Origin of the sequence: Arthrobacter bussei (assembly GCF_009377195.2) — a bacterium.
GTDB classification, from domain to species: domain Bacteria; phylum Actinomycetota; class Actinomycetes; order Actinomycetales; family Micrococcaceae; genus Arthrobacter_D; species Arthrobacter_D bussei.
In genome coordinates this window covers 48,882-73,118 of the sequence record NZ_VJXX01000007.1, presented here as the reverse complement: position 1 = coordinate 73,118, position 24,237 = coordinate 48,882, and the positions used below count along the sequence as shown (strand labels likewise).

Sequence of the window (24,237 nt, the reverse complement as noted above, 5' to 3'; positions counted from 1 at the left end):
GCTAGTGCGTCCTGGTGTCGAGGGCCAGCCGTATCCGCGCCGGCACGTCGGTGGTCAGCTCCTGCACGCCGAGGCCGGCGAGGTACAAGGCGTCCTCCTCGGTGTTGACGGTCCATACCCGGACCCTCGTGCCCTCGTCGATCCACCGACGGACCCGCTCGGGGTGGTCCCGGACATACTGGACGCCCGGGCCCGCCATGCCGACCTCCTGCCGGTCGATCAGCTCCTCGCCCTCCTTCAGCGCCCTCCGCATCACGTTGATGAGCGCGCCCTCGGCGATCGAACCGAACCGCAGGGCGTCCCGCACCTCCTGCGGCTCCACATCGGCGACCAGCTGGCACAGCAGGTGGTGCGGCGCGGTCTCGGCGAGCTGATGCATGGAATCCGGGTTGAAGCTCATGAAGCTCACCTCGAGGAGGCCCAGGGTGGACGATTCCGGGTCCCACCCCTCGTCCATGAGGAACGCGATGAGTGACTCCTCCAGCCGCAGACCGGACGGACTCGGGTGCTTCAGTTCGATGGCCAGCTTCAGGGGGCGCCCCGCTGCGCGCAGGAGCTGCAGCAGGTCGGCCAGGCTGAGCACCTGGTCGCCCACCTCGCCGTAACCCTCCGGGAGGTCCACGCCCTTCCAGGACGAGGCGTCCAGCGCCCTCAGCTCTGCCAGCGTGTGGTCCGCGACGTCGCCGGTGCCGTTCGTGGTCCGCTCCAGTGTGGTGTCGTGGAAGCACACGAGCTGACCGTCGCGGGTCAGGTGCACGTCGCACTCGACGCCGTCGGCCCCGTCCGCCAGGGCCTGCAGATACGCCGCCCGGGTGTGCTCTGCATAGGTGCCGCTGCTGCCACGGTGGGCGAAGATGACAGGAGTCACGGGGCAACCTCTCGGTGGGGTCGGGGGTCCGGCTCCCACCGTACGTGACCGCTTCGCCGGTTGCCCGTCGCCGCCTCCCACCGCGGAGAGCCGGACCGCGTCGATAGACTCGGGAGGGTGAATGACCTGATGACCTCCTCGGACGCGGAGCGGGCGGCCGCCCTCCGCCGCATGAAGACCGTGGCGACCGGACTGCTGGCCGTCATGGCCGTCATCTTCGTGGTGGCTTTCGCACTCCAGGACTCCTACCCCTGGCTGCAGTACGTCCGCGCGGCGGCCGAGGGCGGCATGGTCGGCGCCCTGGCCGACTGGTTCGCGGTGACGGCGCTGTTCAAGCACCCGATGGGCCTGAAGATCCCGCACACGGCGATCATCCCCCGGAAGAAGGACCAGATCGGCGAATCGCTGGGCCAGTTCGTGGAGGAGAACTTCCTCTCCGAGGACGTCGTGCGCGCCAAGCTCGACTCCGCCCGCATCGCCCAGAAGGCGGGCGTGTGGCTGGAGAAGCCGGAGAGTGCCGACCGTGTGGCTGTGGAGGGCGCCGCGCTGATCCGCGGCCTGTTCACGGTACTGAACGACGACGCCGTCCAGGGTGTCATCGAGTCCATGGTCCGGAAGCATCTGCTCGATCCGCCGTGGGGACCACCCGTGGGCAGCATCGCGGAGAGGATCTTCGCCGAGGGCCACCACCACCAGCTCGTGGACCTGCTGGTGGAGCGCGCTGCGGACTGGGTGGACGCCAACTATTCGGTGGTCACGAGGGTTGTCGCGCAGCGGTCCCCCACCTGGGTCCCACGCCTCGTCGACGGGGTGGTCGGCGACCGCGTCCACGCGGAACTCTCGAAGTTCATCCGCGCAGTGCAGGAGGATCCACAGCACGACGTCCGCATCTCCATCGACACGTACCTCCGTGATCTGGCCCAGGACCTGCAGCACAAACCCGAGACCATCGCGAAGGCGGAGGAGATCAAGGGCCAGCTCCTCGACGATCCACGCGTCCGCGACCTGACGGCGCGCACGTGGTCCACCATCAAGAACGCCCTGCTCGATGCCGTCAACGACCCCGAGAGCGAACTGACCACGAAGTTCAAGGCGGCCGTGCAGGACTTCGGCTCACGCCTGACGAACGACGCCGACCTCGCGGCCAAGGTGAACCGCTGGATCGCCGACGCGGCCTCCTACGCGGTCCGTACCTACCGCAGTGAGATCGCGGGGGTCATCTCGGAGACGGTGGGCCGCTGGGACGCCGAGGAGACCTCCCGCAAGATCGAACTGCAGGTCGGCAAGGACCTGCAGTTCATCCGCATCAACGGCACGGTGGTCGGTTCGCTGGCGGGACTGCTGATCTTCACCGTGGCCCACGCGATCTTCGGTTAGGCGCGCGTCTTCGGCCCGCCCGTCAAGCCTGCTTGTTCCCGGCATCCCGCCGGGACAGCTCGAGCACGTCGGCGAGTTCTCCGGGGATGGTCTGGGGCAGGGGCCCGAACGCCTCACGCGTGGTCCTGATGACCCCCTTGCCCATGAGGTGGTTGCCTGTTCCGCCGATCACGGCGCCTGCACCGAAAGGCAGGGCGCGGCCGAGCATGAAGCCACCCTGCTTCGCCAGGAACTTCTTCAGGAAGCGCCGCTGGATCGAGCGCGTCACGGTCCTGACCATCGAGGCAGGGGCGGCCTTGTTGACGAGCTGGCCCCAGTACTGGGGAGCGCCCTGGCCCGCCGAAGCACCCAGGATGGAGCGGATCAGCGCCGTGCCCTCCTCCCCCATGAGGATCGCCATGACCATGGCGCGTGAACGCTCGGGGTCCTCGGTGCTGACGCCGTGCAGTTCCGCGATGGACTCCGCGAAGAGCGCCGTCGCCTCGAGGAACCCGACGGTCGCCGCGGCGGAGAGTCCGAGGGAGGCCAGCGTCCCGACGGCCGGCACCGCTGCGGTGGCGCCGACGGCCGCTCCCGCCACCGTCGTCGCGCGCAGGTAGTCACGCTCGAGCAGCCGGGCGAGCTCCGCAGGCGACGCCTCGGGGTGACGCCTCCTCAGCCGCTCGAGATTGGACAGGACGAACGGGCGCTGGACGTCGAGGGCGCGCTCCACGGCGCGAAGGATGGCCGGCTTCGGGTTGCCGTCCTTGTCGAACAGCGTTCCGTTGGCGGCCTTGACTGCCGGGTTCTCCTTGGTGCGGCCAAACATGGTGGTCCCTCCGATGGTTCGTATGCCCCTGATTCGAGTGTAGGTGCGGCATCGCCCTGCCCGCCCGGGGTTCTGTCTGCGGTGCAGGAGCGGATCCGGATGTCCGCCTGTAACAGCGAAGGGCGCCACCGGTCCGGTGACGCCCTTCGACAGCTGTTCCCCCACGGTTCAGCCGATGGTGCAGATCAGACGCGCGAGCCCTTGCGACCGGTGATGAGGCCGTAGATGAAGAGCACGATCAGGGCGCCGAGGACGGCGAAGAGGATCGACGGCAGGGAGAACGTGCTGCCCATGTTGATGCCGAGGATGCTGCCGCCGATGAACCCGCCGAGGAAGGCGCCGACGACGCCCAGGATCATGGTGACGATGATGCCGCCGCCCTGCTTGCCGGGCATGATCAGCTTGGCGAGGGCGCCGGCGAGAAGGCCGAGGATAAGGAATGCGATGAAACTCATGTGGTGCTCCTTGAGTGATGAGGCATCCTGTCCGGGGACAGGATGCTGTCGAGTACTACGGTGCATCGAAGTGCAACTGGCTGCAACTGTACTTCATCAGCATGCTTAGGGTGCAATCGTAGCACCACGCTAATCCTGCTTAGCAAGAGGTCGCGGGCAACATTCTCCGAATCGATACGGGGCAGGCCGACGCGGCGTGGTGCCATCAGGCACCCCGGTTTTCCGGCGATCCACCCGTATGCTGAGCGCAAGCGGGCCGCCCCGGGAGTAAGCGGCAGAGTCAGTGAAACCGCTGGGGAATTCTCTCGAATCTGCCAATACGTCACACCGGAGGAGTTTTTGTCATGCGAATCGGTTCGTCAATCTTTCTTATTGCACTCGGTGCAATTCTTGCTTTCGCCGTGCAGGTCCAGGTCAGCTTCGTCGACCTGGCACTCGTCGGCTACATCCTGATGGCGGTCGGCGTGATCGGCCTCATCGCCTCCCTCGTCCTGGCGGCCCCTCGCCGTCAGGCGCGTGTCTCCGAGTCCCGCTCGGTCGTGGATCCGAACACGGGCGAGACCATCACGCGCAGGGAGTCCCGCGACACCGGCCTCTGATCCGGGAGCACACACTCACGAGGAGTAGGGGAAGGCCGGGGCATCGTCCCGGTCTTCCCTTTTCTGTGTTTACTTCCGGGTAGGTGCGAAAGTGCTTGACGTCACAGGAAAACCGGGTCTAGAGTCACTCAAACACAGACAAAGCCACACGGTCGGGGTTACTCGATCCGAGACGACGGGGTCCTCATGTTCGCGGAAGAGCGGTACCGGCAGATCAGCACCATGGTCCTCGCCGATGGCCGCGTCACGGTGTCCGCGCTCTCCTCCCGCTTCGGGATCACCAAGGAGACCGTGCGGCGGGACCTCGCCCTGCTCGAGAACGACGGCGTCCTGCGTCGGGTACACGGCGGGGCCATCGCGGGCAGCGGTGCCACCACCGACGAGCCGAGCCTCAGCAGCCGCTCGGCCCGGCGCTCCCCCGAGAAGAAGCGCATCGCCGGGGCCGCCCTCGACCTCGCACCCCTCGCCGGTGCCGTCGTCGTCGATGCCGGCAGCACCACCGGCGCCCTGGCCGAGCTCCTCGTGGCCGAAGCACGGACCGGCCTGGCCGTCATCACGCACTCCGTACCCGTCGCCGCCATGATCTCGGGTGCGGGGCTGAGCGTCGAGCTGGTGGGAGGGCGCGTCCGTGCCCTCACCAGCGCGGCCGTCGGCAGCAGCACGGTGTCGCACTACGAACGCCTGCGGGCGGATGTCGCGTTCATCGGGACGAACGGCCTCGCGGCCGGCTTCGGCCTGAGCACACCGGACGTCGACGAGGCTGCCGTCAAGACCGCCATCCTTCGTTCCGCCCGGCGTGTAGTGCTGCTGGCGGACTCGTCGAAATTCGACGAGGAGACCCTGATCAGTTTCGCCACCCTGGAGGACATCGATGTACTCATCACCGACCGCGCGCCCCGGGGCGCCCTCGCCGAGGCGCTCGCCGCTGCCGATGTGGAGGTGACGGTCGCATGATCCTCACCCTCACCGCGAACCCCAGTATCGACCGCACCGTCGAGCTCACGGAGCCCCTGGCGCGCGGCGCCGTGCAGCGGGCCGCCCGCGTGGTCCAGGAAGCCGGCGGCAAGGGCGTGAACGTCAGCCGGGCTCTCGCGATGTCCGGGACGCGCACCCTCGCGGTCCTTCCCGGGGACGACGACGACCCCGTGCTGGCCGGCCTCAGCGCCGTCGGGGTCCCGTTCCGCAACCTGCCCGTCGGAGCGGGCCTGCGCACCAACACCGCGATCACCGAGCCGGACGGCACGACGACGAAGATCAACGAGCCCGGCCCCGAGCTATCCTCCGGGCTGATCGACCGTCTCGTCGCCGTCGTCGTCGAGGAGAGCGACGGCGCCGACTGGCTCGTCCTGGCCGGGTCCCTGCCGCCGGGCGTCCCCGCGACCTTCTACACCACGGTGACCGCGGCGGTCCGTGAGGCCTACGGCCTGTCCGCTCCCCTCATCGCCATCGACTCCTCCGGCGAGCCGCTCATCGAGGCGGCGGCCGGGGTCCCGGCACCCGATCTGCTGAAGCCGAATGCCGAGGAGCTCAGCGAGCTCACCGGCATCGGCACGGGTGACGAGCTCGAGCACGATCACGAACTGGCCGCGAAGGCCTGCGCGGTGCTCATCACCGCGGGGGTGGGTGCGGTACTGGCGACCCTTGGTTCCAAGGGTGCCCTGCTCGTGACGAACGCGGGGGCCTGGCACGCCGTGCACCCGCCCGTCACGGCGCGTTCCACGGTCGGTGCGGGAGACTCCGCACTGGCCGGCTACCTGCTGGCGCACAGCGCAGGCGAACTCCCCGAGAACTGCCTGCGCCAGGCTGTCGCTCACGGATCGGCGGCTGCCGCCCTTCCTGGCTCCACCGTCCCATCGCTCGACCGGACGACGCCCGCCGCCGTCACCGTCACCCCCCTCATGGTCACCCTTCCCGTGATCGAACCAAGCGCTACCGGGTCCATCGCCGGACCCAAAGCACAGGAGGAATTCTGATGTCCGAACTCATCACCCCGGAGCTCGTCTCCCTGGACGAGGACCTGGGGGCCGAGCGTTCCTCGGTGATCCGGTACCTCGCGGAACAGGTCGCCGCGCAGGGGCGCTCCACGGAGGTCGACGCCCTGTACGCCGACGCCCTCGCCCGGGAGGAGAAGACCTCCACCGGCGTCCCCGGTGGTATCGCCATCCCGCACTGCCGCTCGAAGGCCGTCTCGGAGGCGACGCTCGCCATGGCCCGCCTGTCCCCGGCCGTCGACTTCGGCGCCAAGGACGGCCCCGCCGACCTCGTGTTCTTCATCGCGGCTCCGGACGGCGCGGACCAGGAGCACCTGAAGCTCCTCTCGAAGCTCGCCCGATCCCTCATCAGGAAGGACTTCACGGCTTCGCTGCGGGCCGCCCGGACCCCGGCGGACGTCGTCGCGCTGGTCAACGGCGCCCTCGGGATCGGTGAGCCGGCCATCGCGGGCGACGGCGCCCACGCGGCCGGCAGCACCGCAGCCGGCACCGCCGCCGGCGACCGCTCGAGCGAGGCAGCCGCGACCCTCGGAACGTCACCGTCGGGCACCGACACCACGGGCCCCGCCGTCGAGCAGGGACGGTCCACGGACACGAAGGTCCGGCGCCTCGTCGCGGTCACCGCGTGCCCCACGGGGATCGCCCACACCTACATGGCTGCGGACTCACTCGTCGCCGCCGCCAAGGAGCGCGGGGTCGACCTCCAGGTCGAGACGCAGGGCTCCTCCGGAGCGACTCCGCTGGACCCCGCGGTCATCGCGGCGGCCGATGCCGTGATCTTCGCCGTCGACGTCGACGTCCGCGACAAGCAGCGCTTCGCCGGCCTCCCCGTCATCAGCGCGCCCGTGAAGCGCGGCATCGACGAGCCCGGCGAGATGGTCGAGGAAGCACTCGCGGCCGCCTCGAACCCCAACGCCCGCAGGGTCGCCGGCACGGCCGGCGGGGAGCAGTCCGACGACGACGGCGGCCGGGACGGCATCGGCAGCACGCTGAAGCGCGCCCTGCTCACGGGCGTCAGCTACATGATCCCGTTCGTGGCCGGCGGTGGCCTGCTGATCGCGCTCGGCTTCCTGCTCGGGGGGTACCTCATCACCGACACCGCGGACACGATCGTGCTGGAGAACAACTTCGGCAACCTGCCCGACGGGGGCCTGGCGACCTACCTCGGCGCCGTCGCCTTCAAGATCGGCCAGCTCTCCCTCGGGTTCCTCGTGCCGGCACTCGCCGGGTACATCGCCTACGCCCTGGCGGACCGGCCCGGCATCGCGCCCGGCTTCGTCGCGGGCGCCGTCGCAGGGTTCATGGGAGCGGGTTTCCTCGGCGGGATCGTCGGTGGCCTGCTCGCCGGGTACGTCGCCCTGATGATCGGGCGCCTCGCGGTACCTCGCTGGCTGCGGAGTCTCATGCCGGTCGTCATCATCCCGCTGCTGGCGTCGATCGTGGCCTCGGGCCTCATGTTCCTCGTGCTCGGCGGGCCCATCGCGGCCATCACCGTCGGCCTCAACAACTGGCTCTCCGGCCTCACCGGCACAGCCGCCGTCGGCCTGGGCCTCATCCTGGGCCTCATGATGGCCGTCGATCTCGGTGGTCCGGTCAACAAGGTTGCCTACTCCTTCGCCGTCGCCGGCCTGGGCGCCGGATCGATCGACAACCAGGCACCCTGGCAGATCATGGCCGCCGTCATGGCTGCCGGCATGGTTCCCCCGCTGGCCATGGCCCTGGCCACGGTGCTCGACCGCCGCCGGTTCACAGTCGCCGAACGCGAGAACGGGAAGGCTGCCTGGCTCCTGGGCGCCGCCTTCATCTCCGAGGGGGCCATCCCGTTCGCCGCCGCCGATCCGCTGCGCGTCATCCCGGCCTCACTGCTCGGTTCCGCCGTCACCGGCGCGATCGTCATGGGAACGGGCGTCACGTCACAGGCGCCGCACGGCGGGATCTTCGTCTTCTTCGCCATCGGGAACGTCGCCATGTTCGTCATCGCGATCATCGTCGGGACGATCATCTCCGCCCTGGCGGTGATCGGCCTCAAGCGCTACGCCACCAGCAAGAAGGACGCCCCGGTCGCCGAGCCGGTTGCAGCCTGACCGCAGGTCCGGTTGGCTGTACCTGAACCCACCTACACAGAGGAGCACAACATGGCAGAACGCAAGGCAACAGTGGCGAGCCGGGTCGGCCTGCACGCCCGACCCGCGTCCATCTTCGCGGAGGCCGCAGGCGAGCTTCCCATCGAGGTCACCATCGCCATGGACGGCGAGCCCGCGGAGGAGGCGATGGACGCCTCGAGCATCCTCTCGCTGATGAGCCTCGGTGCGTCGCACGGCGACGTGATCGTCCTCCGCGCCGAGGGCGACGGCGCCGAGGACGCACTCGAGAGCCTCGCCAGGATCATCGAGACGGACCACGACGCCGAGTAGCACCCACGAGGAAGGGCACCATCCGCCGCTGATACCTGGCGGATGGTGCCCTTCGCTGTGCCCCCAGCACTGGTGGTCGGGTAGGTGGGTCCACCCGTTCTAATGGACTCACCTACCCGGCTCGCAACGATCCGCTGACCCCCCACGGACAGCGGCAGTTACATAATCATTATTTTTACACACGAACATGAAAACGTGAATGCAGCGAGGACACGATTGCGTCACGCTTCGCGCGGCGCCTAGGCAAGCTTGTTCGCCCGACGGCGGCTCCGTACGTTCACGAGGTGGCTGGCCCAGATCAGGCACAGTCCGACGACGGTCAGGAGGATGGCCGAGAACGGCAGGATGATGTCCCACTGATGGAGGTCGGCCGCGATCAGCCGCAGCGCGACGTTCGCCACCACCAGGGTGAACCCGGCGGCGAGGAAGCCGCTCGCCAGGCGGTGGAGGGGCCGGGCCTGCCGGTCGAGGGCCGCGTGGACTCCCGGGACGACGAGGCAGGCCGCGACGTACGCGGGGTACAACCGTCCGACCACGATGTACTGCAGCACCGTGTCCTGGGTGTCGAATCCCCGCAGACCGGTGGAGCTGCCCTGCAACTCGCTGGCGAGGAAGAAGTACAGCGTCGCCAAGACGGTCACGGCCAGCACGGCGATACCGAAGGGTCCCGCGACCAGTCGGCTCGCCAGACGGGAGTCGAAGGCCGCAGCCATGCGGAGGCCCAGGAGCAGGAACACGGCGTACAGGCACCCACGGAGCAGCAGGTTGGCCACGTTCACACCGCCCAGGACCGGGTCCACGGCGAGGTAGATCGCATCGAGCGAGAGTCCGACGGCAACCGTGAGGAGGACCAGAGCAGTGAAGACCACCCTGCCCCTCCCCTGGAGGACGCCGGGAAGCCGGACGACGGCGCCGAGCGCGCAGAGCGCGAGAACCAGCCACTGGATCGCCAGGTTGTTCATCCGAGGTTCTCCCACATGGCGCGGTCCTTGCCGTCGTCGAGCTCGGCCCTGCGGATCTGCTTGCCGAGCACGTCGAGGCGGTCCCGGGCGAGGAACACGAGATCGAGATCGGGCATGGCGCAGAGGGCTCTCGCCCTGCCGTCCAGGGGCCAGCCGCCCTCGTCAGGCGTCAGGAGGCCCGTGACCACCAGGCCGCTGGCCAGCGACACCCCGGCGATCCGCGCAGCTTCGACCGCGATCTCGGGCGCCAGACGCCCCGCCGTGAGCTGCGCGGACAGATTCTGCCGGGCGACCCCCGTGCGCGCGGCCAGCTGTTGCCGGAGGTCCCCCGGGTCGATCGCCTCGATCCACGCGCGGACGGAATTCCTGTGCGGGAAGGGGGCGAGGTTCAGCTGCAGGTCGCTCCCCGCGCATTCCTGGTCCTCGCTGCGCGCCACCAGCAGCCGGAGGATGTCGATGTGCGAGACCTGGCTCACGAGTTCGGCGTCCGTGGGGGTGCGGACCCCGGCCGGAACGTCGGCGAACCCCTCGAAGACGGCCAGCGATTCGACGGGTGGAAGGCCGTAGCCCCGTGCGATCGAGACGATCGTGGGGACGGAGACCTTGCCCCGGACGAGCTGCTGGGCGAGAGTGGAACGCTTGATCCCGGCTACCCTGCACACGTCCGAGACGGTGTCCTGCGGTGCGATACGGGAACGCCACAGCTGGAAGGCCTTGGCTGTGACGGCCATCATCACCTTTCGATTGGACTTTGCGGTCTCCTGTCGAAGTATACTGAGATCGCTGGCTCCGATTTCTGCGATTCCCCCATACGCAGAACTCGGAGCCAGCTCCACTTCAACTCAGCGTGAGCCGCCCGGCGGCGTGCCCGGGCAGGGCCTCACCAGCGGACTTTCTTCTCCTTCTTGCCCTGCTTGCTGCTCTCGTTGGCGGCCTTCTGGTGACCTGCGCCCGTCGCCGCGGTGGGGCTGGCGGCGTGGTTCTTCCGGGCGAGCGCGAGCTTGGCCCGCGGATCGTCCTGAACGCTGCGCCGCTGGGCACCGCCGGCTTCGGCGGGCGGTGGGCCCGCCGCTTCCGCCGCCGAAGTGGAGGCTGAAGCGTCTGCTGACGGGTCGTGCTGGGGCGTGTTGGTCATGGTGTTCCTTTCTGGAGTGGCGCCACCAGATGCGTCGGGACACGTCAGCGCCACGACAGGCTTTCCTGCGGGGATGCTTGGGGGTCGGACGGATTTCAGGGGCGCCTGTGGAGGGGTGTCATCGACACATGACGCGGATCGTGGCCGGAGCCGGATCGCCTACTGAAAAAGAATCGTCCTCATGCGTTCGACCGTACACCCGGCCCGCGCGACGGGACAAGGCCTAGCGCAGCTTGCCACCGCTGAGCGTGACATCGACGAAGACCAGCCGATGATCACTCGTCGGGAAGGGGAAGATCCCCGTCAGCTCCGCACCCGGACTGCCTGCCCGGGGCCAGAACACCCCCGCAGCCGCCACCTTGAGCGTACGTGAAGGCAGCACGTAGTCGGCCCTGATGTTGCCGGCATCCCTGTCCTCGAAGTCCGCCGTGTCGAACCGCGGATCACCTCGGTGCATGGCGTTGGCACCCCCCTGCAGGGCGGACGCCTCGACCGCTCCGTTCGACGACGGCAGCGGATCCTGGATGAGCTTGTTCCCGAGCAGCTGATCGATCGATCCAAGCCGTGAATCGCCGTCCAGGGGATCGCTGTTCTGATCACCCATGACGACGAACCGCTCCCCTCGGTTCATGCCGCCGGTGCCGCCGTCGTCGTCGTAGATGTAGGACGCGCCGGGCCCGCCGGTCACGTAGTCGGACCAGAAGCGGATCTCGTCGCTGTTGCGCCTGCCGTTCCGGTCCTCCTGCCCGTCGAACACCGGTGGTGTCGGGTGGCTGGCAAGGACGTGCACGGTCCTGCCGCCGACCTCGACGGGGATGTCCCAGTGCGACTTGCTGGACAGCGGGAGCGCTGCCAGTTCATCCGTCGAGTACCAGTCGTCGGCCGCCTCCGTCGCCGGGTTGTCGGGCAGCAACGCTCCGGGCATGTCCTTCCACAGGAAGTTCTGGAAGGTCCTGACGGCCTCGGTGCGGATGGGATACCTCGAGTACACCACCATGCCGTACTGGCCCTCGAAGGTGCCGAAGCCCAGTGCGTCATCGGCGCCGCCGACGCGCCCGTCGTTGTTGAGGTCGAACCCGCTGGGCACACCGGTGTTCGAGGGTGCCGTGTACACGTAGGGGTAGTCGACCGGGGCCTTGCCGTTCTGGCCGACCCGGAGATAGTTCTGACTGAAGAGATCAGCGGCCCGGCCGCCCGCGACGTAGTCGAACTCGTTCAGGAGCACGACGTCCGGCCGGTTGATCTGGATGACCTCCGCGATCGCCCTCGCCTGCGTATTGGCCGGGGTACTCAGATCGCGGACGAGGTCGCCGGCTGCCGCTCGGTTCAGGCTGGCGTTGTAGGTCGCGAACCGGACATCCTGCTTCCCAGCGCGGGTCTCGGCGATCACGGACCGCGAATCGTCGTACGCGACGGCGGAACCGGCGGGAGCTCCGACGACGACGAGGGCGGCGGCGAACACTGCTGCCGAGCATGCGGTCGGGATACGCACAGGTCCCTCCTCAGGTCAGGGGGCGGCGCCGCTGAAGGCGTGCGCCACCGTCGTCGAACGCTCCGGTACGTCGAGCCTAACCGGGTCCGGGGGGCCACAACGGGCCGGCTGATAACGATTCAAACTCATCCACGTCGGAGGGATTCCCCGACGAGGGCGGCCGTGTTGAGCTCACCCGGAGGGTGCCCGTGGGACGATGCGCCCTCCACTCGCCCAATGGTTCCCGGTCATGTCGCGATCGCCCGGCCTTCCCCGTCAAGCTCCGGTTCCGCTACCGGGTGCCTCCGCACGCCGGCGGTTCCATGGCAAGCTGGGCCGGATTCATCTCGTGGTGCCGTGGGCACCGGAAGGAGCGGCTCCCGTGCCACTGTGGCTGCAGGCATTCGGGTGGGGTGCGATCGCAGGAGGGGCGCTGGTCCTCGGCGCGGCGATCGCCTGGAAATGGGCCGTGCCACCCCGGATCGTCTCCTTCGTCATGGCGTTCGGGGCGGGAGTGCTCATCTCCGCCCTCGCCTTCGAACTCGTCGGAGAGGCCCAGGAGGCGGGCGGGCTCGTGCCGACGGCAGGAGGCTTCCTCGTCGGCGCCGTGACCTATGTGGGGGCCAACGCGATCCTCGCCCGCAAGGGGGCGCAGCACCGCAAACGGTCCGGCGGGCAGCAGCCTTCGGAGTCCGACGCCGCCGGGAGCGGCAACGCCATTGCACTCGGCGCCCTGCTCGACGGGATTCCCGAGTCGGTGGTCCTGGGGCTCGGACTCGTGGCAGGAGGCACGGTGAACCCGGCGGTCCTCGTCGCGATCTTCATCTCCAACGTGCCCGAGGGACTCTCGAGCACCGCCGGCATGAAGAACGCGGGCCGCGGCAGACGCTACGTGTTCGGCCTGTGGGGCGGCATCGCGCTCGCCTCGGGACTGGCGGCCCTCATCGGGTACTCGTTGCTGGCGGACGCCTCCGGCGTCACCGTCGCGTTCATCACGGCGATCGCCGCGGGGGCGATCCTCGCGATGGTCGCCGACACCATGATCCCCGAGGCCTTCGAGCGCCAGCACATGTTCACGGGGTTGATCGCCGCCCTCGGGTTCCTCACGGCCTTCGTGGTGCACACGGTCTCCGGATGAGCAGCACCGCACGGCAACGACGAAGGACCCCGGAACTGTCCCGGGGTCCTTCCCTCACGCGGTAGGCCCTGTGGGGCTCGAACCCACGACCCACGGATTAAAAGTCCGTTGCTCTAGCCAACTGAGCTAAGGGCCCGCCCATCACCACCTCACGGACCCGCAGGTCCGTCGTGCGGCGATGACCCGCCCACTTTATCGCAATCGCCCTCGCGCCGAAGACGGGTGCGAGGGCGATGCCGACCGGCCGCGAGGACCGCAGGAGTATCCTCGTTCCATGGACGGCGACTACACGAACAAGAGCCCGCGGCCGCACAAGCCGAAGCCTTTCACCCCGGCCGATTTCGAGGTCTTCGCGGGGGGCGTGGACCCTTCGCGGGTCTCCGAGGCCGCCCACATGGCGGCCCACGCCCTGGTGCACCACGGGCGGGACGCGGACGATCCCGACGTGACCCGCCGCCTCGTCGAACTCGCCGACCGGCAGGGCCTCGAGGCCATCGCCGAGATGTGGGCCGAGAGTCCCGCGAGATCTCTGCCCGGGGCCCTGTGGCGACTGTACGCACTGCGTGCCGCGACCCAGCAGAACCCGGAGCGCATCGCCGCCTACTTCGCCTCCGGCAAGGAGATCGCCCAGGTCTCGAAGGTCGTGGCGGGCGTGGCCGAACCGCCCGGCGCCGCGGAGATGACCACCATGGCGGACACCATCCTCTCGGGTGCGTTCGACGGGGACTTCGACGTCGCCCTCGAACGCTTCGCCGCGTTCTGCCGCGTCGTCGCCCTCGGCCAGGCCAACCACGCCGACGACCGGGAGGTGGCCAACGGGTCCCACGCCTCGAAGCTCACGCGCAATTCGCACCAGCTGATCAGGACCGCTGAGGACCTCGAGCATGCCGCCGCCTCCTGGCGGCGCGGCGACCTCGACTGAGCGGCCCGTCACAGGCGATGTTGACAGCCGCTCCGGGGAGGGCAAGACTTAACCCGGCGTCGGACCGTGGAACCCCCGGGCTTCAACACTCAGCCGCTTCGAGCGGCCTTCCGCCGAGAGGCGCTCCCGGTTCGACGCCACTACTCTGCCCAGAGGCATGTGCGTCGGCGGCAGCACCGCCGACGCCCACCCATCCTCCGAGGAAGACTCCGTGAAACTACGCCTCTTCCCGCAGGAGAACGCCGGGCTCGAGCTCCTCGCCCGCATGGCGAACCAGCTGGTCCTCGGCGTCGGCACCATGTCCGCCATCCTCGGAGCGTCCGTCCAGGAGTACGACCGCCTGTCCGAGGAGCTGCACCAGCACGAGTCGGCCTCGACGGACCTCCACTTCGCGCTCCTCACCTCCATGCGGACGTCCTTCATCAACCCGTTGCCCCGTGAGGACCTCTACGTGCTCTCGCGCCTGCTCAACGAGGCCATCGAGAAGCTCGACGGAGCGGGTGAGCTGATCGCGCTGTACAAGCTGAGCAAGGTGAGCCAGCGGGCCGCCGACCAGCTGGAGGTCATCAACCGGCAGGCCGAACTGACCGCCGTCGCGATGCAGCGCCTCAACTCGATGGAGGACCTCGAGGAGTACTGGATCGAGATCCTGCGCCTCGCGCGGCGGGCCGAGCGCACGCATCGCAGCTGGTGCGCCGAGCTCCTCGACGACCACAAGCCGCTCGTCTACGCCCGCCACCGGGACGTGGCGAACCAACTGGTCGAGGTCACCAAGGACATCCGTCGGGTCGCCACACAGGTGGGCAGCATCCTCGTCAAGGAATCGTAGGTGGAGCCCCTCCTCCTCGGAGCGGTGATCGTCACCGCGGGCGTCTTCGCCTTCCTCAACGGTTTCCACGACGTCTCGAACTCGGTGGCGACGGCGGTGCGGACGAGGGCGCTGACGCCCACCGTCGCCGTCCTCCTCGCGGCGCTCTTCAACCTGGTGGGTGCGTTGCTCAGCACGTCCCTCGCCCTGTTCTTCACCGACGCCGGGATCGGCCTGCCCGAGGGCGCCACCGGCCTCGGGATCCTGATGGCGGCCCTTCTCGCAGCCTGCCTCTGGGGCGTCCTCACGTGGTACCGCGGCAAGCCGTCGTCGTCCACCCATGCCCTGCTCGGCGGCGTCATCGGCGCAGGTGGTGCGTCGCAGCTGACCAGCGGGCCGGCGATGAGCGGCGCCGGGGAGACACTGCTCCTTCAGATCGTCCTGCCCCTCCTCCTGTCACCCGTCATCGCCTACGTCCTGGCCTACCTGGCGGTGTTCCCGGCCACCTGGCTGCTTCGGCACGGCTCGCCCGCTCGGGTGAACCGCGGGAATCGCATGGCGCAGTCCGTGCTGGCGGGAGCCTTCGCGCTCGGGCACGGCCTGCAGGACGGCCAGCGGACCATGGCGGTGATCCTCCTCGCGCTGGTGGGATCCGGGTACGCCACGGGAACGGACATCCCCCTGTGGGTGCAGGTGTTCGCCGCGGTCCTGCTGACGACCGGCTCGCTCTTCGGCGGCTGGCGGATCACGCACACCCTCGGGAACCGCCTGGTGCACATGGACCCCCTGCGGGGCATGACGGCCCAGGGCGTCAGCTCCGCCATGCTGTTCATCGGTGCCATCTCGCTGCACCTCCCCCTCTCCAGCACCCACACCATGACCTCGGCGATCGTGGGAGCGGGAGCGAACCAGCGCTTCGCGTCCGTCCAGCGTCCGCGCGTGGTCCGCATCCTGCTCGTCTGGCTCGCGACAGCGCCGGCCACGGCGCTGGTGGGTGCGGTCTTCTTCCTGGCACTGAGCCCGCTCCTGTAGGGACCCTGCCGGAAGCACGACGGCGGCCCCCGCACTGGGAGCCGCCGTCGCGCGTGGACCGCCGTCGGACCTATCCGAAGCGCCCGGAGACGTAGTCCTCCGTGGCCTTGACGGTCGGCTTGTTGAAGATCGTCGTGGTGTCGTCGTACTCGATGAGCTTGCCCGGCTTGCCGGTGCCGGCGATGTTGAAGAAGGCGGTCTTGTCGGAGACGCGCGCCGCCTGCTGCATGTTGTGCGTCACGATCACCACGGTGTAGTCGGCCTTGAGCTCGTTGATGAGGTCCTCGATGGCAAGCGTGGAGATGGGGTCCAGCGCGGAGCAGGGCTCGTCCATCAGGATCACCTGCGGCGATACGGCGATGGCCCGGGCGATGCACAGGCGCTGCTGCTGCCCGCCGGAGAGGCCGGACCCCGGGCGTCCGAGGCGGTCCTTGACCTCGTTCCAGAGGTTGGCGCCCTGCAGCGACTTCTCCACGAGGTCGTCCGCATCGGACTTGCTGATGCGCTTGTTGTTGAGCTTCACCCCGGCCAGCACGTTGTCGCGGATGGACATCGTAGGAAACGGGTTGGGGCGCTGGAACACCATGCCGATCTGCCCGCGCACGGTCACGGGGTCGACGGCGGAGTCGTACAGGTTGTCACCGTCGAGCAGCACCTCACCCTCCACGCGGGCACCGGGGATGACCTCGTGCATGCGGTTCAGGGTGCGCAGGAACGTCGACTTGCCGCAGCCCGACGGGCCGATGAAGGCCGTGACGGAGCGGGCTTCGATGTTGATGTTGACGTCCTCCACGGCAAGGAACTTGCTGTAGTAGACGTTGAGGTCCTTGACGTCGATTCGCTTGGACATTGCTTCCTTATCGGTCGGTACCGCGAGTGCTCAGCGGCTGGTCTTGGGGGCGAAGATCTGGGCGACGAAGCGGGCCACGAGGTTCAGCAGCATCACCATGAGGATGAGCAGGAGCGCCGCCGCCCAGGCGCGCTGGGTACTCGGATCGGGCGACGTCGGGGACGTCGGGGTGAGGATCTGGTAGTAGATGAAGGTGGGCAGCGTGCTCATCCAGCCGCTGAACACGTTCCAGTTGATGGAGCTCGCGAATCCGGCTGTCACGAGGATGGGCGCCGTCTCGCCGATCACGCGGGCGATGGAGAGCGTGACGCCGGACGCGATGCCCGAGATCGCCGTCGGGATGACCACCTTCGTGATGGTGCGCCACTTACGCACCCCCAGCGCGTAGGCCGCTTCGCGGAGCTCGTTCGGCACGATCTTCAGCATCTCCTCGGTGGACCGCACCACCACCGGGATCATCAGCACCGAGAGCGCGACGGCGGCGACGAAACCGGTGCGGGTCCCGGGGCCGAAGAGCAGGGTGAAGAGCGCTGCCGCGAACAGCCCGGCCACGATCGAGGGGATGCCCGTCATGACGTCCACGAAGAAGGTGATCGCCTTCGTGAGGTTCTTGCCGGCCCCGTACTCGACCAGGTAGACGGCGGTGAGGAGACCGATCGGCACGGAGATCAGGGTGGCCCAGAGGGTGATCTGCAGGGTTCCGAGCACCGCGTGGTACGCACCGCCGAGGACGGGGGTCCCGCCCTCGACGGCCTGGTTGTCCACGGCCCCGGTGACCCCGTTCATCGAGGTGAAGAGGAAGTTGTAGCTCAGGCCCGGGACACCCCGCTCGAGGACCGTCCAGAGGACGGAGACGAGAGGGATCAGCGCGATGAGGAAGGCGCCGTACACCAGGAACGTGACGAGCTTGTCCTTCGCCTTCCGCTCGCCCTCGGCGACGGCCGTGACGATGGTCGCCGCGAGGACGAACACGATCGCCGTGATGATGGCCCACCCCACGACGCTGAAACCGACGAGGGAGGAGATCGCTGCACCCAGGATCAGGGAGGCGGCCACGACCACCCAGATGGCATAGGACGGGAGGCGTCCGCGGGTGAGCTGGGACTGGCGACGCTGGAGCGTCTGGTTCGCTGCCATTAGTTAGCTCCCGAGAATTCTTTGTGCCGGGTGATGATGAAGCGGGCGATCATGTTCACGATCAGCGTGATGACGAAGAGGACGAGTCCCGCAGCGATCAGCTCGTTGAGTCGGAGGCCGAAGGCTTCAGGGAAGTTCAGGGCGATCTCCGCCGCGATCGTCTGGTTGCCCGTCCTGATGAGGCTCGCACCGAGGGCGCCCGGGGAGAGGACCAGTGCGACAGCCATCGTCTCGCCCAGCGCCCGGCCCAGACCCAGCATGGTCGCGCTGATGATGCCCGGGCGCGCGAACGGCAGCACGGCCATCCGCACCATCTCCCAGCGGGTCGCGCCCATCGCGAGGGCTGCTTCCTCGTGGAGGTTGGGGGTCTGCAGGAAGATCTCCCGGCTCAGCGAGGTGATGATCGGGATGACCATCACCGCGAGCACCACACCGGCCGTGAACATGGTCTTGCCGGTCTGGCTGGCCGGACCGGCGAAGAGGGGGATCCAGCCCAGATTCTCGGCGAGCCAGGCGTAGCCCTTCGCGAGCTGCGGGGCCAGGATGATGTAGCCCCACGCACCGTAGATCACCGACGGGATCGCTGCGAGCAGATCGATGACGTACCCGAAGGCCCGGGCGAGGCGGCGTGGCGCGTAGTGGGAGATGAAGAGGGCGACGGCGATACCGACGGGTGTCGCGATGATCAGGGCGATCGCGGCCGCGACGACGGTGCCGATGACGATCGGCAGGATGTAGGCGGCGAACCCCTCACCTCCCGTGACCTCGGCGGGATCCGCGGAGAGGATCGGCGCGGCCTGCACCATCAGGAAGACGGCGACACTGAACAGGACTGCCAGGATCAGCACGCCCGCGGCGAGCGAGACGCCGGAGAAGATCTTGTCGCCGGCACGGCCTCGATCAGTCGATGCCTTCAGCGAATTGATTGACACGTTCTTGCCTTCCAGGCGGTCTGTTCAGGTGTGGTGACGGCTTCCGGCGCCGGGCGGGGAGGGAAGGGCACTGCTGATCCCGGCCGTAAACGGCGGATGGTCCCGTCCGGTCTCCATTAGACCAGACGGGACCGGAGGGGCCTCCGCTAGGAAGCGACCTTGATGGAGTCGATCGCCATCTGGGCTTTCTCACTCAGTGTGGCCGAGAGGGGAGCGTTGCCGGCCGAGGCCTCTGCCTCGGCCTGCCCGTCCTCACTGATGACGTAGGAGCCGAAAGCCTTCACGAGGTCGACGGTCTCCTGGCTGTCGTAGGTGGTGCAGTAGACGTGGTAGCTGACGAGGACGACGGGGTACGCACCGGATTCGGTGGTGTCGCGCTCCAACTCGAGCGACATGTCCAGCTCGGGCCGGCCCTCGACCGGCGTGGCGACCTCGACGGCCTTCGCGGCCGCGTCCGAGCTGATCTCGGTGTACTCCTCGCCGACCTTGACCTTGGCCTTGCCCAGGTCGCCGACCGCGGAGGCATCGGCATAGGTGATGGCGCCGTCGGTCGAGGTGACCGTCTGGACGACACCGGAGGTTCCCTTCGCATTCTCGGACTGCAGGTCGGCGGGCCAGGCGCCGTCCACCTCGTACGTCCACACCTCGGGTGCGGCGGCCGACAGGTAGTCGACGAAGTTCTCGGTGGTGCCCGACTCGTCCGAGCGGTGCACGACGGTGATGGGGGTGTCGGGCAGCTCGACTCCCTCGTTCTGGTCGGCGATCGCCGGATCGTTCCAGGTGGTGATCGCCTTCGTGAAGATCTTGGCGATGGTGGGGGCGTCGAGGTTCAGCTCGGTGACGTCACCGAGGTTGAAGGCGATCGCGATGGGGGAGATGTACGCCGGGATGTTGAGCGCACCATCGGGACCACAGACCTCCATGGCCTGGGTCATCTCGTCGTCCTTGAGGTAGGCATCCGAACCGGCGAACTGCGCTCCCCCGCTGAGGAAGGCCTTGCGTCCGGCCCCTGATCCGTCGGGCGAGTACTGGACCATGGCGTCCTGGTTCATGGACTCGAAGCCGGCCTTCCAGGCCTCCATGGCGGAGTTCTGCGAGGAGGCGCCGATCCCGGTGAGGGTTCCTGACACGGCAACGCCGGCGGCGGACGAGGCGGCCCCCTCTGCTGCGGGAGTGTCGCCGGTGGCGTTGTCGGAACCGCATGCGGTCAGCGCCAGCGCGGCCACGGAGATTACTGCCGCAGCGCGGCCAAAGCGAAGAGCCTTCACTAGATCTTTACCCCTTCCAGGGATGTGTTCATCGGTGCGCGAGTGGCACTCGGTAGACATGTACGTGTTCTCGTACCGTCCGAAGCTAGGCACTGCAGGTGAAGAGACTGGCCGAGCGACCTTAACGGAAGGTGAACAGCGCCGGTCCATTGGCCGGTAGGGGCGATCCGCCCTGATGGATGAGACGAAGGTCTCCTGCTGCCCGACCTCCTAGACTGGGCCTATGCCGCCGCGCCAGGGAATCACCAGGACCCTCGCCTTCCTGCGCAAGCGCTCCCGGACCGGCTTCAGGCGCAGCTCGAACTCGATCGTCACCGCCCTGCAGATGACGGTGTGCGCCGTGGGCGCCTACGCCTTCGCCGAGGAGGTCCTCGGCCACAACGGTCCGCTGTTCGCGGCGACCTCGTCCATGATCTCGCTGGGCTTCTCGCGGGATCCCCGGATCCGGCGGGTGCTCGAAGTGGCGATCGGGTGCACGCTCGGCATCTCGGTGGGCGACCTCCTGCTCACGTTCTTCGGCAACGGCATCTGGCAGGCCGCCGTCGTCCTCTTCATCTCGATCCTGCTGGCCCGGTTCCTCGACAGCGGCACCATCTTCACCACGCAGCTCGGGCTGCAGTCCCTCCTGGTCGTGCTGCTCCCGGCACCGGAGGGCGGCCCGTTCACGCGGAGCGTGGACGCCATCGTCGGTGGACTGTTCGCGCTCGTGGTGACCATGCTCCTGCCGCGCGACCCGCGGGGGGAACCGAAGACGAACGTCCGCGGTCTGCTGGAGGAGCTGTCCGGCGTCCTGCGCGAGAGCGCCTCGGCACTGCGGCAGAGCGACTCCACCCTCGCCTGGCACGCACTCGTGCGCGCACGGAACTGCCAGTCGCAGCTCGACGGCCTCACCGGCAGCGTGCGGGCCGCGCAGGAGGTCGCGCGGATCTCGCCCGCCTACCGGCGCCACCGGGACGAGCTCGGTTCGCTGCGGAGCTCGGTCGGATCGATCGACCTCGCGATCCGCAACAGTCGCGTCTTCGCCCGCCGCCTCACCTCGGCCATCAACCATGCGGCGCTCACGGACGACGCCATCGAGAGCCTGAGCCAGGCACTGGCGGACACGGCCGACGCCGTCGACGTCCTCAGCCGATCCCTCTCGGCACGCGACTCCGCCGAGCGTCGCCTCAACCAGCGCCAGGCCCGCGACGAACTCGCCGCCGTCGCGACGGATCTGCACCCGGAGACGCTCGGCATCCAGCGGCTCGAGGGCGAGGGACTGGTCCTGCTCCTGCGGCCCCTCGTCGTCGACCTGCTCGAGGCGACCGGACTCTCGCACGAGGACGCCGCGGACTACCTGCCTCGCCTCTGACCACGCCCGGGTCACGGGCGTGGTCAGGCTGTCGGTGACCGCGGGTAGCCTGATTCCATGGCCACCAAGACCTCCACAGCTGCGCGCACGGGCCGCGGTAACACCCCGAACTTCCGCTGCGCGGAGTGCGGTTGGACCACGGCGAAGTGGGTGGGCCGCTGCGGCGAGTGCCAGGCCTGGGGCACCGTCGAGGAGACCGGGCAGGTGGTCGCGCGCACGACGGCGGCGGCCGCCGTGACCACGCCTGCCCGCCGTATCGCGGAGGTCGACGCCACGCTCTCCGGATTCCAGCCGACGAAGATCGACGAACTGGACCGGGTGCTCGGCGGCGGCCTCGTCCCCGGCGCGGTGATCCTGCTCGCCGGCGAGCCGGGCGTGGGGAAGTCCACCCTGCTGCTCGACGTCGCCGCTCGGGTGGCCCGCCTCGGCAAGGACGTCCTCTACGTCACCGGGGAGGAGTCCGCCGCCCAGGTGAAGCTCCGCGCCGATCGCATCGACGCGGTCGCGGACTCCCTCTATCTCAGCGCGGAGACGGACCTCGGACAGGCACTCGGCCAGGTGGAGAAGCTCGATCCCGCGCTGCTCGTCGTCGATTCCGTGCAGACCCTCAGCAGTGCGGCCGTGGACGGCAGCGCGGGCGGTGTGACGCAGGTCCGCGAGGTGGCCGCGTCCCTCATCGGCGCCGCCAAGGCCCGCGGGATGACCACGCTGCTGGTCGGCCACGTCACGAAGGACGGTTCGATCGCCGGCCCCCGCCTGCTCGAGCACCTCGTCGATGTCGTCTGCCAGTTCGAGGGCGAACGCCACTCCCGCCTGCGTCTCCTGCGCGCGGTGAAGAACAGGTACGGCCCCACGGACGAGGTGGGATGCTTCGACCTGACCGACGGGGGCATCGAGGGGCTGGCCGATCCCAGCGGACTCTTCGTCTCGCGCACGAAGGACCCGGTGTCCGGCACCTGCATCACCGTGACCCTCGAGGGACGGCGCCCTCTGCTGGCGGAGGTACAGGCGCTGCTCGCCGAATCCCCCAACTCCCAGCCGAGGCGCGCCACGAGCGGCCTCGACAGTTCACGCGTCGCGATGCTGCTCGCCGTCCTCCAGAGCCGTGCCTCGGTCAGCCTGCACAAGGACGACAGCTACGTGGCGACGGTGGGCGGGGTACGCCTGACCGAACCGGCCACGGATCTCGCGGTAGCCCTCGCCATCGCCTCCGCGAAGACGGATCACCCCCTCCCGGCGCGGCTCATCGCGTTCGGTGAGGTGGGTCTCGCGGGCGAGGTCCGTCCCGTGCCCGGCATCGGGCGGCGGATCCAGGAAGCGGAGCGCCTCGGGTTCACGCACGCCATCGTGCCCGCCTCGCCGGGGGGCACGGGTCCGGTGCCGAAGGGCTTCTCGGTCCGTGAGGTCTCCACCCTCGCGGAAGCGCTCGCCCTGCTGTTCTGACGCCGGCAGTCCAGGGGCCGGGACAGGAGTGTTACCGATCTGCGACGGCAGGCCGTACCGCGGCTTTCGCGCGCGCCAGTAGTATTACTCTCGGCTGCGCGGGCACACCCGCGGGCCCTGCCCGCCGTCGGAGGTTCGACGGCGTCGCCCGACCGCGCCGGGCTATCGACAGCGCGGCGGCGAAAGGATAGGCCCATGGTTCGCAGTCCGGAGGACTCGCTGAAAGCCACCCTCGCCAGAGTAGCCCCCGGGACGCACCTCCGCGACGGTCTTGAGCGAATCCTGCGGGGACGGACAGGAGCCCTGATCGTCCTCGGCTTCGACCGCACGGTGGACTCGATCTGCTCGGGCGGATTCGACATCGGTATCGAGTTCTCGCCCACCCGCCTGCGGGAACTAGCGAAGATGGACGGGGCGATCGTGTGCGACAAGGACGCCAGCCGCATCCTCCGGGCGGCGGTCCAGCTCGTCCCGGACCACACCATCGAGACGCAGGAGTCCGGCACGCGCCACCGGACTGCGGAGCGGGTGGCGAAGCAGACCGGGCTGCCCGTCATCAGCGTGAGCCAGTCGATGCAGATCATCGCCCTGTACATCGACGGCCTCCGCCATGTCCTCGAGGGTTCCGAGCCGGTGCTCGCCCGCGCGAACCAGGCCCTGGCCACGCTCGAGCGGTACCGCGCGCGCCTCGACCAGGTGACCAACTCGCTCTCGGCCCTGGAGATCGAGGCCATGGTCACGGTGCGCGACGTCGCCGTCACCCTCCAGCGCCAGGAGATGGTGCGGAGGATCTCGGAGGAGATCTCGCAGTACGTCCTGGAACTCGGCGTCGACGGCCGGCTGCTCTCGTTGCAGGTCGAGGAGCTGACCACGGGGCTGGGACCGGGCAGCGAGATGGTGCTGCGCGACTACATGGACCTCGGCAACAGCACGGCGCCGCTCGACGAGCGCGTGGCGACCCTCCAGGGATTCAGCTCGACGGACCTGATCGACCTCGGGACGATCGCGAGCGTGCTCGGCTTCAATCCGTCCGTCGACTCGCTCGAAGCGGTGATCCAGCCGAAGGGCTATCGGCTGCTCTCGGGCATCAAGGCCGTGCCGCCGGCCGTCGCCAACCGCCTCGTGGACCATTTCGACGGTCTGCAGAACCTCATGGCCGCGAACATCGAGGATCTCATGGCGGTCGACGGCATCGGCGAGCAGCGGGCACGGACCGTGCGCGAGGGACTCTCGCGCATCGCCGAGACGAGTCTCCTCGACCGGTTCATGTAGGGGA

Annotated in this window: 24 protein-coding genes and 1 tRNA gene; 13 read left to right on the top strand and 12 right to left on the bottom strand. The window is 68.7% G+C overall.

The annotated features are described in order from the left end of the window. Position 1: 1 nt before the first annotated feature. Complete coding sequence (locus FNH21_RS15940; protein WP_191932073.1) at positions 2 to 868, bottom strand: glycerophosphodiester phosphodiesterase family protein; 867 nt, start codon at positions 866 to 868, stop codon at positions 2 to 4. Between the two features lie 129 nt (positions 869 to 997). Here FNH21_RS15940 and FNH21_RS15935 point away from each other — a divergent pair, with 129 nt between their 5' ends. Further along, entirely contained in the window at positions 998 to 2,245 is a 1,248-nt protein-coding gene (locus FNH21_RS15935; RefSeq protein ID WP_152817035.1) for a DUF445 domain-containing protein, read from the top strand. Between the two features lie 22 nt (positions 2,246 to 2,267). Here the strand turns inward: FNH21_RS15935 and FNH21_RS15930 are convergent, their stop codons facing one another. Beyond that, positions 2,268 to 3,053 (bottom strand): hypothetical protein, encoded by a 786-nt coding sequence (locus FNH21_RS15930; RefSeq protein WP_152817034.1) that lies wholly within the window; start codon positions 3,051 to 3,053, stop codon positions 2,268 to 2,270. Between the two features lie 185 nt (positions 3,054 to 3,238). Further along, complete coding sequence (locus FNH21_RS15925) at positions 3,239 to 3,508, bottom strand: GlsB/YeaQ/YmgE family stress response membrane protein (RefSeq protein ID WP_055765832.1); 270 nt, start codon at positions 3,506 to 3,508, stop codon at positions 3,239 to 3,241. Positions 3,509 to 3,852: 344 nt separating this feature from the next. Between FNH21_RS15925 and FNH21_RS15920 the strand changes: the two genes are divergently transcribed. The 5 genes from FNH21_RS15920 (at position 3,853) to FNH21_RS15900 (ending at position 8,512) form a co-directional block, all read left to right on the top strand. After that, positions 3,853 to 4,107, top strand: a complete 255-nt coding sequence (locus FNH21_RS15920) for a DUF6458 family protein (protein ID WP_055765834.1) — start codon at positions 3,853 to 3,855, stop codon at positions 4,105 to 4,107. A 186-nt stretch (positions 4,108 to 4,293) separates the two neighbouring features. Then, positions 4,294 to 5,061 carry a DeoR/GlpR family DNA-binding transcription regulator gene (locus tag FNH21_RS15915; RefSeq protein ID WP_152817033.1) on the top strand — a complete coding sequence of 256 codons (768 nt, stop codon included), beginning with the start codon at positions 4,294 to 4,296 and terminating at the stop codon, positions 5,059 to 5,061. Next, positions 5,058 to 6,080 (top strand): 1-phosphofructokinase family hexose kinase, encoded by a 1,023-nt coding sequence (locus FNH21_RS15910; RefSeq protein WP_152817032.1) that lies wholly within the window; start codon positions 5,058 to 5,060, stop codon positions 6,078 to 6,080. Before FNH21_RS15915 ends, FNH21_RS15910 begins: the two co-directional genes overlap by 4 nt. Continuing rightward, positions 6,080 to 8,182, top strand: a complete 2,103-nt coding sequence (locus tag FNH21_RS15905) for a PTS fructose transporter subunit IIABC (RefSeq protein WP_152817031.1) — start codon at positions 6,080 to 6,082, stop codon at positions 8,180 to 8,182. Before FNH21_RS15910 ends, FNH21_RS15905 begins: the two co-directional genes overlap by 1 nt. A gap of 51 nt (positions 8,183 to 8,233) precedes the next feature. Continuing rightward, positions 8,234 to 8,512 carry an HPr family phosphocarrier protein gene (locus FNH21_RS15900; RefSeq protein ID WP_152817030.1) on the top strand — a complete coding sequence of 93 codons (279 nt, stop codon included), beginning with the start codon at positions 8,234 to 8,236 and terminating at the stop codon, positions 8,510 to 8,512. Between the two features lie 239 nt (positions 8,513 to 8,751). On the opposite strand, the gene FNH21_RS15895 is transcribed toward FNH21_RS15900, so the two are convergent. From FNH21_RS15895 to FNH21_RS15880, 4 genes are all read right to left on the bottom strand, one after another. Beyond that, positions 8,752 to 9,474: a hypothetical protein gene (locus tag FNH21_RS15895; RefSeq protein WP_152817029.1), complete on the bottom strand. Its 723-nt coding sequence runs from the start codon at positions 9,472 to 9,474 to the stop codon at positions 8,752 to 8,754. After that, a complete protein-coding gene (locus FNH21_RS15890) occupies positions 9,471 to 10,205 on the bottom strand; it encodes a hypothetical protein (RefSeq protein ID WP_152817073.1) in 735 nt (244 codons plus the stop codon). The genes FNH21_RS15895 and FNH21_RS15890 overlap by 4 nt, the downstream gene beginning before the upstream one ends. Positions 10,206 to 10,354: 149 nt before the next feature. Then, a complete protein-coding gene (locus FNH21_RS15885) occupies positions 10,355 to 10,609 on the bottom strand; it encodes a hypothetical protein (protein ID WP_152817028.1) in 255 nt (84 codons plus the stop codon). A gap of 223 nt (positions 10,610 to 10,832) precedes the next feature. After that, positions 10,833 to 12,101: an endonuclease/exonuclease/phosphatase family protein gene (locus tag FNH21_RS15880; RefSeq protein WP_422108795.1), complete on the bottom strand. Its 1,269-nt coding sequence runs from the start codon at positions 12,099 to 12,101 to the stop codon at positions 10,833 to 10,835. Positions 12,102 to 12,462: 361 nt separating this feature from the next. On the opposite strand from FNH21_RS15880, the gene FNH21_RS15875 reads away from it, so the two are divergent. After that, positions 12,463 to 13,218, top strand: a complete 756-nt coding sequence (locus FNH21_RS15875) for a ZIP family metal transporter (RefSeq protein WP_191932072.1) — start codon at positions 12,463 to 12,465, stop codon at positions 13,216 to 13,218. Positions 13,219 to 13,280: 62 nt separating this feature from the next. Here FNH21_RS15875 and FNH21_RS15870 read toward each other — a convergent pair. Beyond that, a tRNA-Lys gene (locus FNH21_RS15870) sits at positions 13,281 to 13,354 on the bottom strand. 138 nt (positions 13,355 to 13,492) lie between these two features. Between FNH21_RS15870 and FNH21_RS15865 the strand changes: the two genes are divergently transcribed. From FNH21_RS15865 to FNH21_RS15855, 3 genes are all read left to right on the top strand, one after another. After that, positions 13,493 to 14,140, top strand: a complete 648-nt coding sequence (locus FNH21_RS15865; protein WP_152817027.1) for a hypothetical protein — start codon at positions 13,493 to 13,495, stop codon at positions 14,138 to 14,140. Positions 14,141 to 14,351: 211 nt separating this feature from the next. Continuing rightward, positions 14,352 to 14,969: a nuclease PIN gene (locus FNH21_RS15860; protein ID WP_191932071.1), complete on the top strand. Its 618-nt coding sequence runs from the start codon at positions 14,352 to 14,354 to the stop codon at positions 14,967 to 14,969. Further along, positions 14,970 to 15,980 carry an inorganic phosphate transporter gene (locus FNH21_RS15855; protein ID WP_191932070.1) on the top strand — a complete coding sequence of 337 codons (1,011 nt, stop codon included), beginning with the start codon at positions 14,970 to 14,972 and terminating at the stop codon, positions 15,978 to 15,980. 70 nt (positions 15,981 to 16,050) lie between these two features. Here FNH21_RS15855 and pstB read toward each other — a convergent pair whose 3' ends face one another. The 4 genes from pstB to FNH21_RS15835 all read right to left on the bottom strand — a co-directional run bounded on the left by pstB (position 16,051) and on the right by FNH21_RS15835 (position 20,167). Next, positions 16,051 to 16,830 (bottom strand): phosphate ABC transporter ATP-binding protein PstB, encoded by a 780-nt coding sequence (gene pstB / locus FNH21_RS15850; protein WP_152817025.1) that lies wholly within the window; start codon positions 16,828 to 16,830, stop codon positions 16,051 to 16,053. Positions 16,831 to 16,860: 30 nt separating this feature from the next. Continuing rightward, complete coding sequence (gene pstA, locus FNH21_RS15845) at positions 16,861 to 17,967, bottom strand: phosphate ABC transporter permease PstA (protein ID WP_055765870.1); 1,107 nt, start codon at positions 17,965 to 17,967, stop codon at positions 16,861 to 16,863. Next, positions 17,967 to 18,899 (bottom strand): phosphate ABC transporter permease subunit PstC, encoded by a 933-nt coding sequence (gene pstC, locus FNH21_RS15840; protein WP_191932069.1) that lies wholly within the window; start codon positions 18,897 to 18,899, stop codon positions 17,967 to 17,969. The genes pstA and pstC overlap by 1 nt, the downstream gene beginning before the upstream one ends. Positions 18,900 to 19,045: 146 nt before the next feature. Next, the gene (locus FNH21_RS15835) at positions 19,046 to 20,167 is read right to left on the bottom strand and encodes a substrate-binding domain-containing protein (RefSeq protein ID WP_191932068.1); all 1,122 of its coding nucleotides are present in this window, start codon (positions 20,165 to 20,167) and stop codon (positions 19,046 to 19,048) included. 223 nt (positions 20,168 to 20,390) lie between these two features. Here FNH21_RS15835 and FNH21_RS15830 point away from each other — a divergent pair, with 223 nt between their 5' ends. The 3 genes from FNH21_RS15830 to disA all read left to right on the top strand — a co-directional run bounded on the left by FNH21_RS15830 (position 20,391) and on the right by disA (position 24,233). After that, the gene (locus FNH21_RS15830; RefSeq protein WP_241743310.1) at positions 20,391 to 21,518 is read left to right on the top strand and encodes an FUSC family protein; all 1,128 of its coding nucleotides are present in this window, start codon (positions 20,391 to 20,393) and stop codon (positions 21,516 to 21,518) included. A gap of 57 nt (positions 21,519 to 21,575) precedes the next feature. After that, a complete protein-coding gene (gene radA, locus FNH21_RS15825; protein WP_152817022.1) occupies positions 21,576 to 22,961 on the top strand; it encodes a DNA repair protein RadA in 1,386 nt (461 codons plus the stop codon). A gap of 195 nt (positions 22,962 to 23,156) precedes the next feature. Next, complete coding sequence (gene disA, locus FNH21_RS15820; RefSeq protein ID WP_055765885.1) at positions 23,157 to 24,233, top strand: DNA integrity scanning diadenylate cyclase DisA; 1,077 nt, start codon at positions 23,157 to 23,159, stop codon at positions 24,231 to 24,233. Positions 24,234 to 24,237: the final 4 nt, after the last annotated feature.

Coding starts and splice junctions, on each gene's coding strand:
- FNH21_RS15900 (WP_152817030.1), top strand. CDS start 8,234: ATGGCAGAACGCAAGGCAACAGTGGCGAGCCGGGTCGGCCTGCACGCC.
- pstA (WP_055765870.1), bottom strand. CDS start 17,967: ATGGCAGCGAACCAGACGCTCCAGCGTCGCCAGTCCCAGCTCACCCGC.
- FNH21_RS15910 (WP_152817032.1), top strand. CDS start 5,058: ATGATCCTCACCCTCACCGCGAACCCCAGTATCGACCGCACCGTCGAG.
- pstB (WP_152817025.1), bottom strand. CDS start 16,830: ATGTCCAAGCGAATCGACGTCAAGGACCTCAACGTCTACTACAGCAAG.
- disA (WP_055765885.1), top strand. CDS start 23,157: ATGGTTCGCAGTCCGGAGGACTCGCTGAAAGCCACCCTCGCCAGAGTA.
- radA (WP_152817022.1), top strand. CDS start 21,576: ATGGCCACCAAGACCTCCACAGCTGCGCGCACGGGCCGCGGTAACACC.
- FNH21_RS15925 (WP_055765832.1), bottom strand. CDS start 3,508: ATGAGTTTCATCGCATTCCTTATCCTCGGCCTTCTCGCCGGCGCCCTC.
- FNH21_RS15935 (WP_152817035.1), top strand. CDS start 998: ATGACCTCCTCGGACGCGGAGCGGGCGGCCGCCCTCCGCCGCATGAAG.
- FNH21_RS15885 (WP_152817028.1), bottom strand. CDS start 10,609: ATGACCAACACGCCCCAGCACGACCCGTCAGCAGACGCTTCAGCCTCC.
- FNH21_RS15915 (WP_152817033.1), top strand. CDS start 4,294: ATGTTCGCGGAAGAGCGGTACCGGCAGATCAGCACCATGGTCCTCGCC.
- FNH21_RS15905 (WP_152817031.1), top strand. CDS start 6,080: ATGTCCGAACTCATCACCCCGGAGCTCGTCTCCCTGGACGAGGACCTG.
- FNH21_RS15930 (WP_152817034.1), bottom strand. CDS start 3,053: ATGTTTGGCCGCACCAAGGAGAACCCGGCAGTCAAGGCCGCCAACGGA.
- FNH21_RS15920 (WP_055765834.1), top strand. CDS start 3,853: ATGCGAATCGGTTCGTCAATCTTTCTTATTGCACTCGGTGCAATTCTT.
- FNH21_RS15865 (WP_152817027.1), top strand. CDS start 13,493: ATGGACGGCGACTACACGAACAAGAGCCCGCGGCCGCACAAGCCGAAG.
- FNH21_RS15890 (WP_152817073.1), bottom strand. CDS start 10,205: ATGGCCGTCACAGCCAAGGCCTTCCAGCTGTGGCGTTCCCGTATCGCA.
- FNH21_RS15830 (WP_241743310.1), top strand. CDS start 20,391: ATGCCGCCGCGCCAGGGAATCACCAGGACCCTCGCCTTCCTGCGCAAG.
- FNH21_RS15895 (WP_152817029.1), bottom strand. CDS start 9,474: ATGAACAACCTGGCGATCCAGTGGCTGGTTCTCGCGCTCTGCGCGCTC.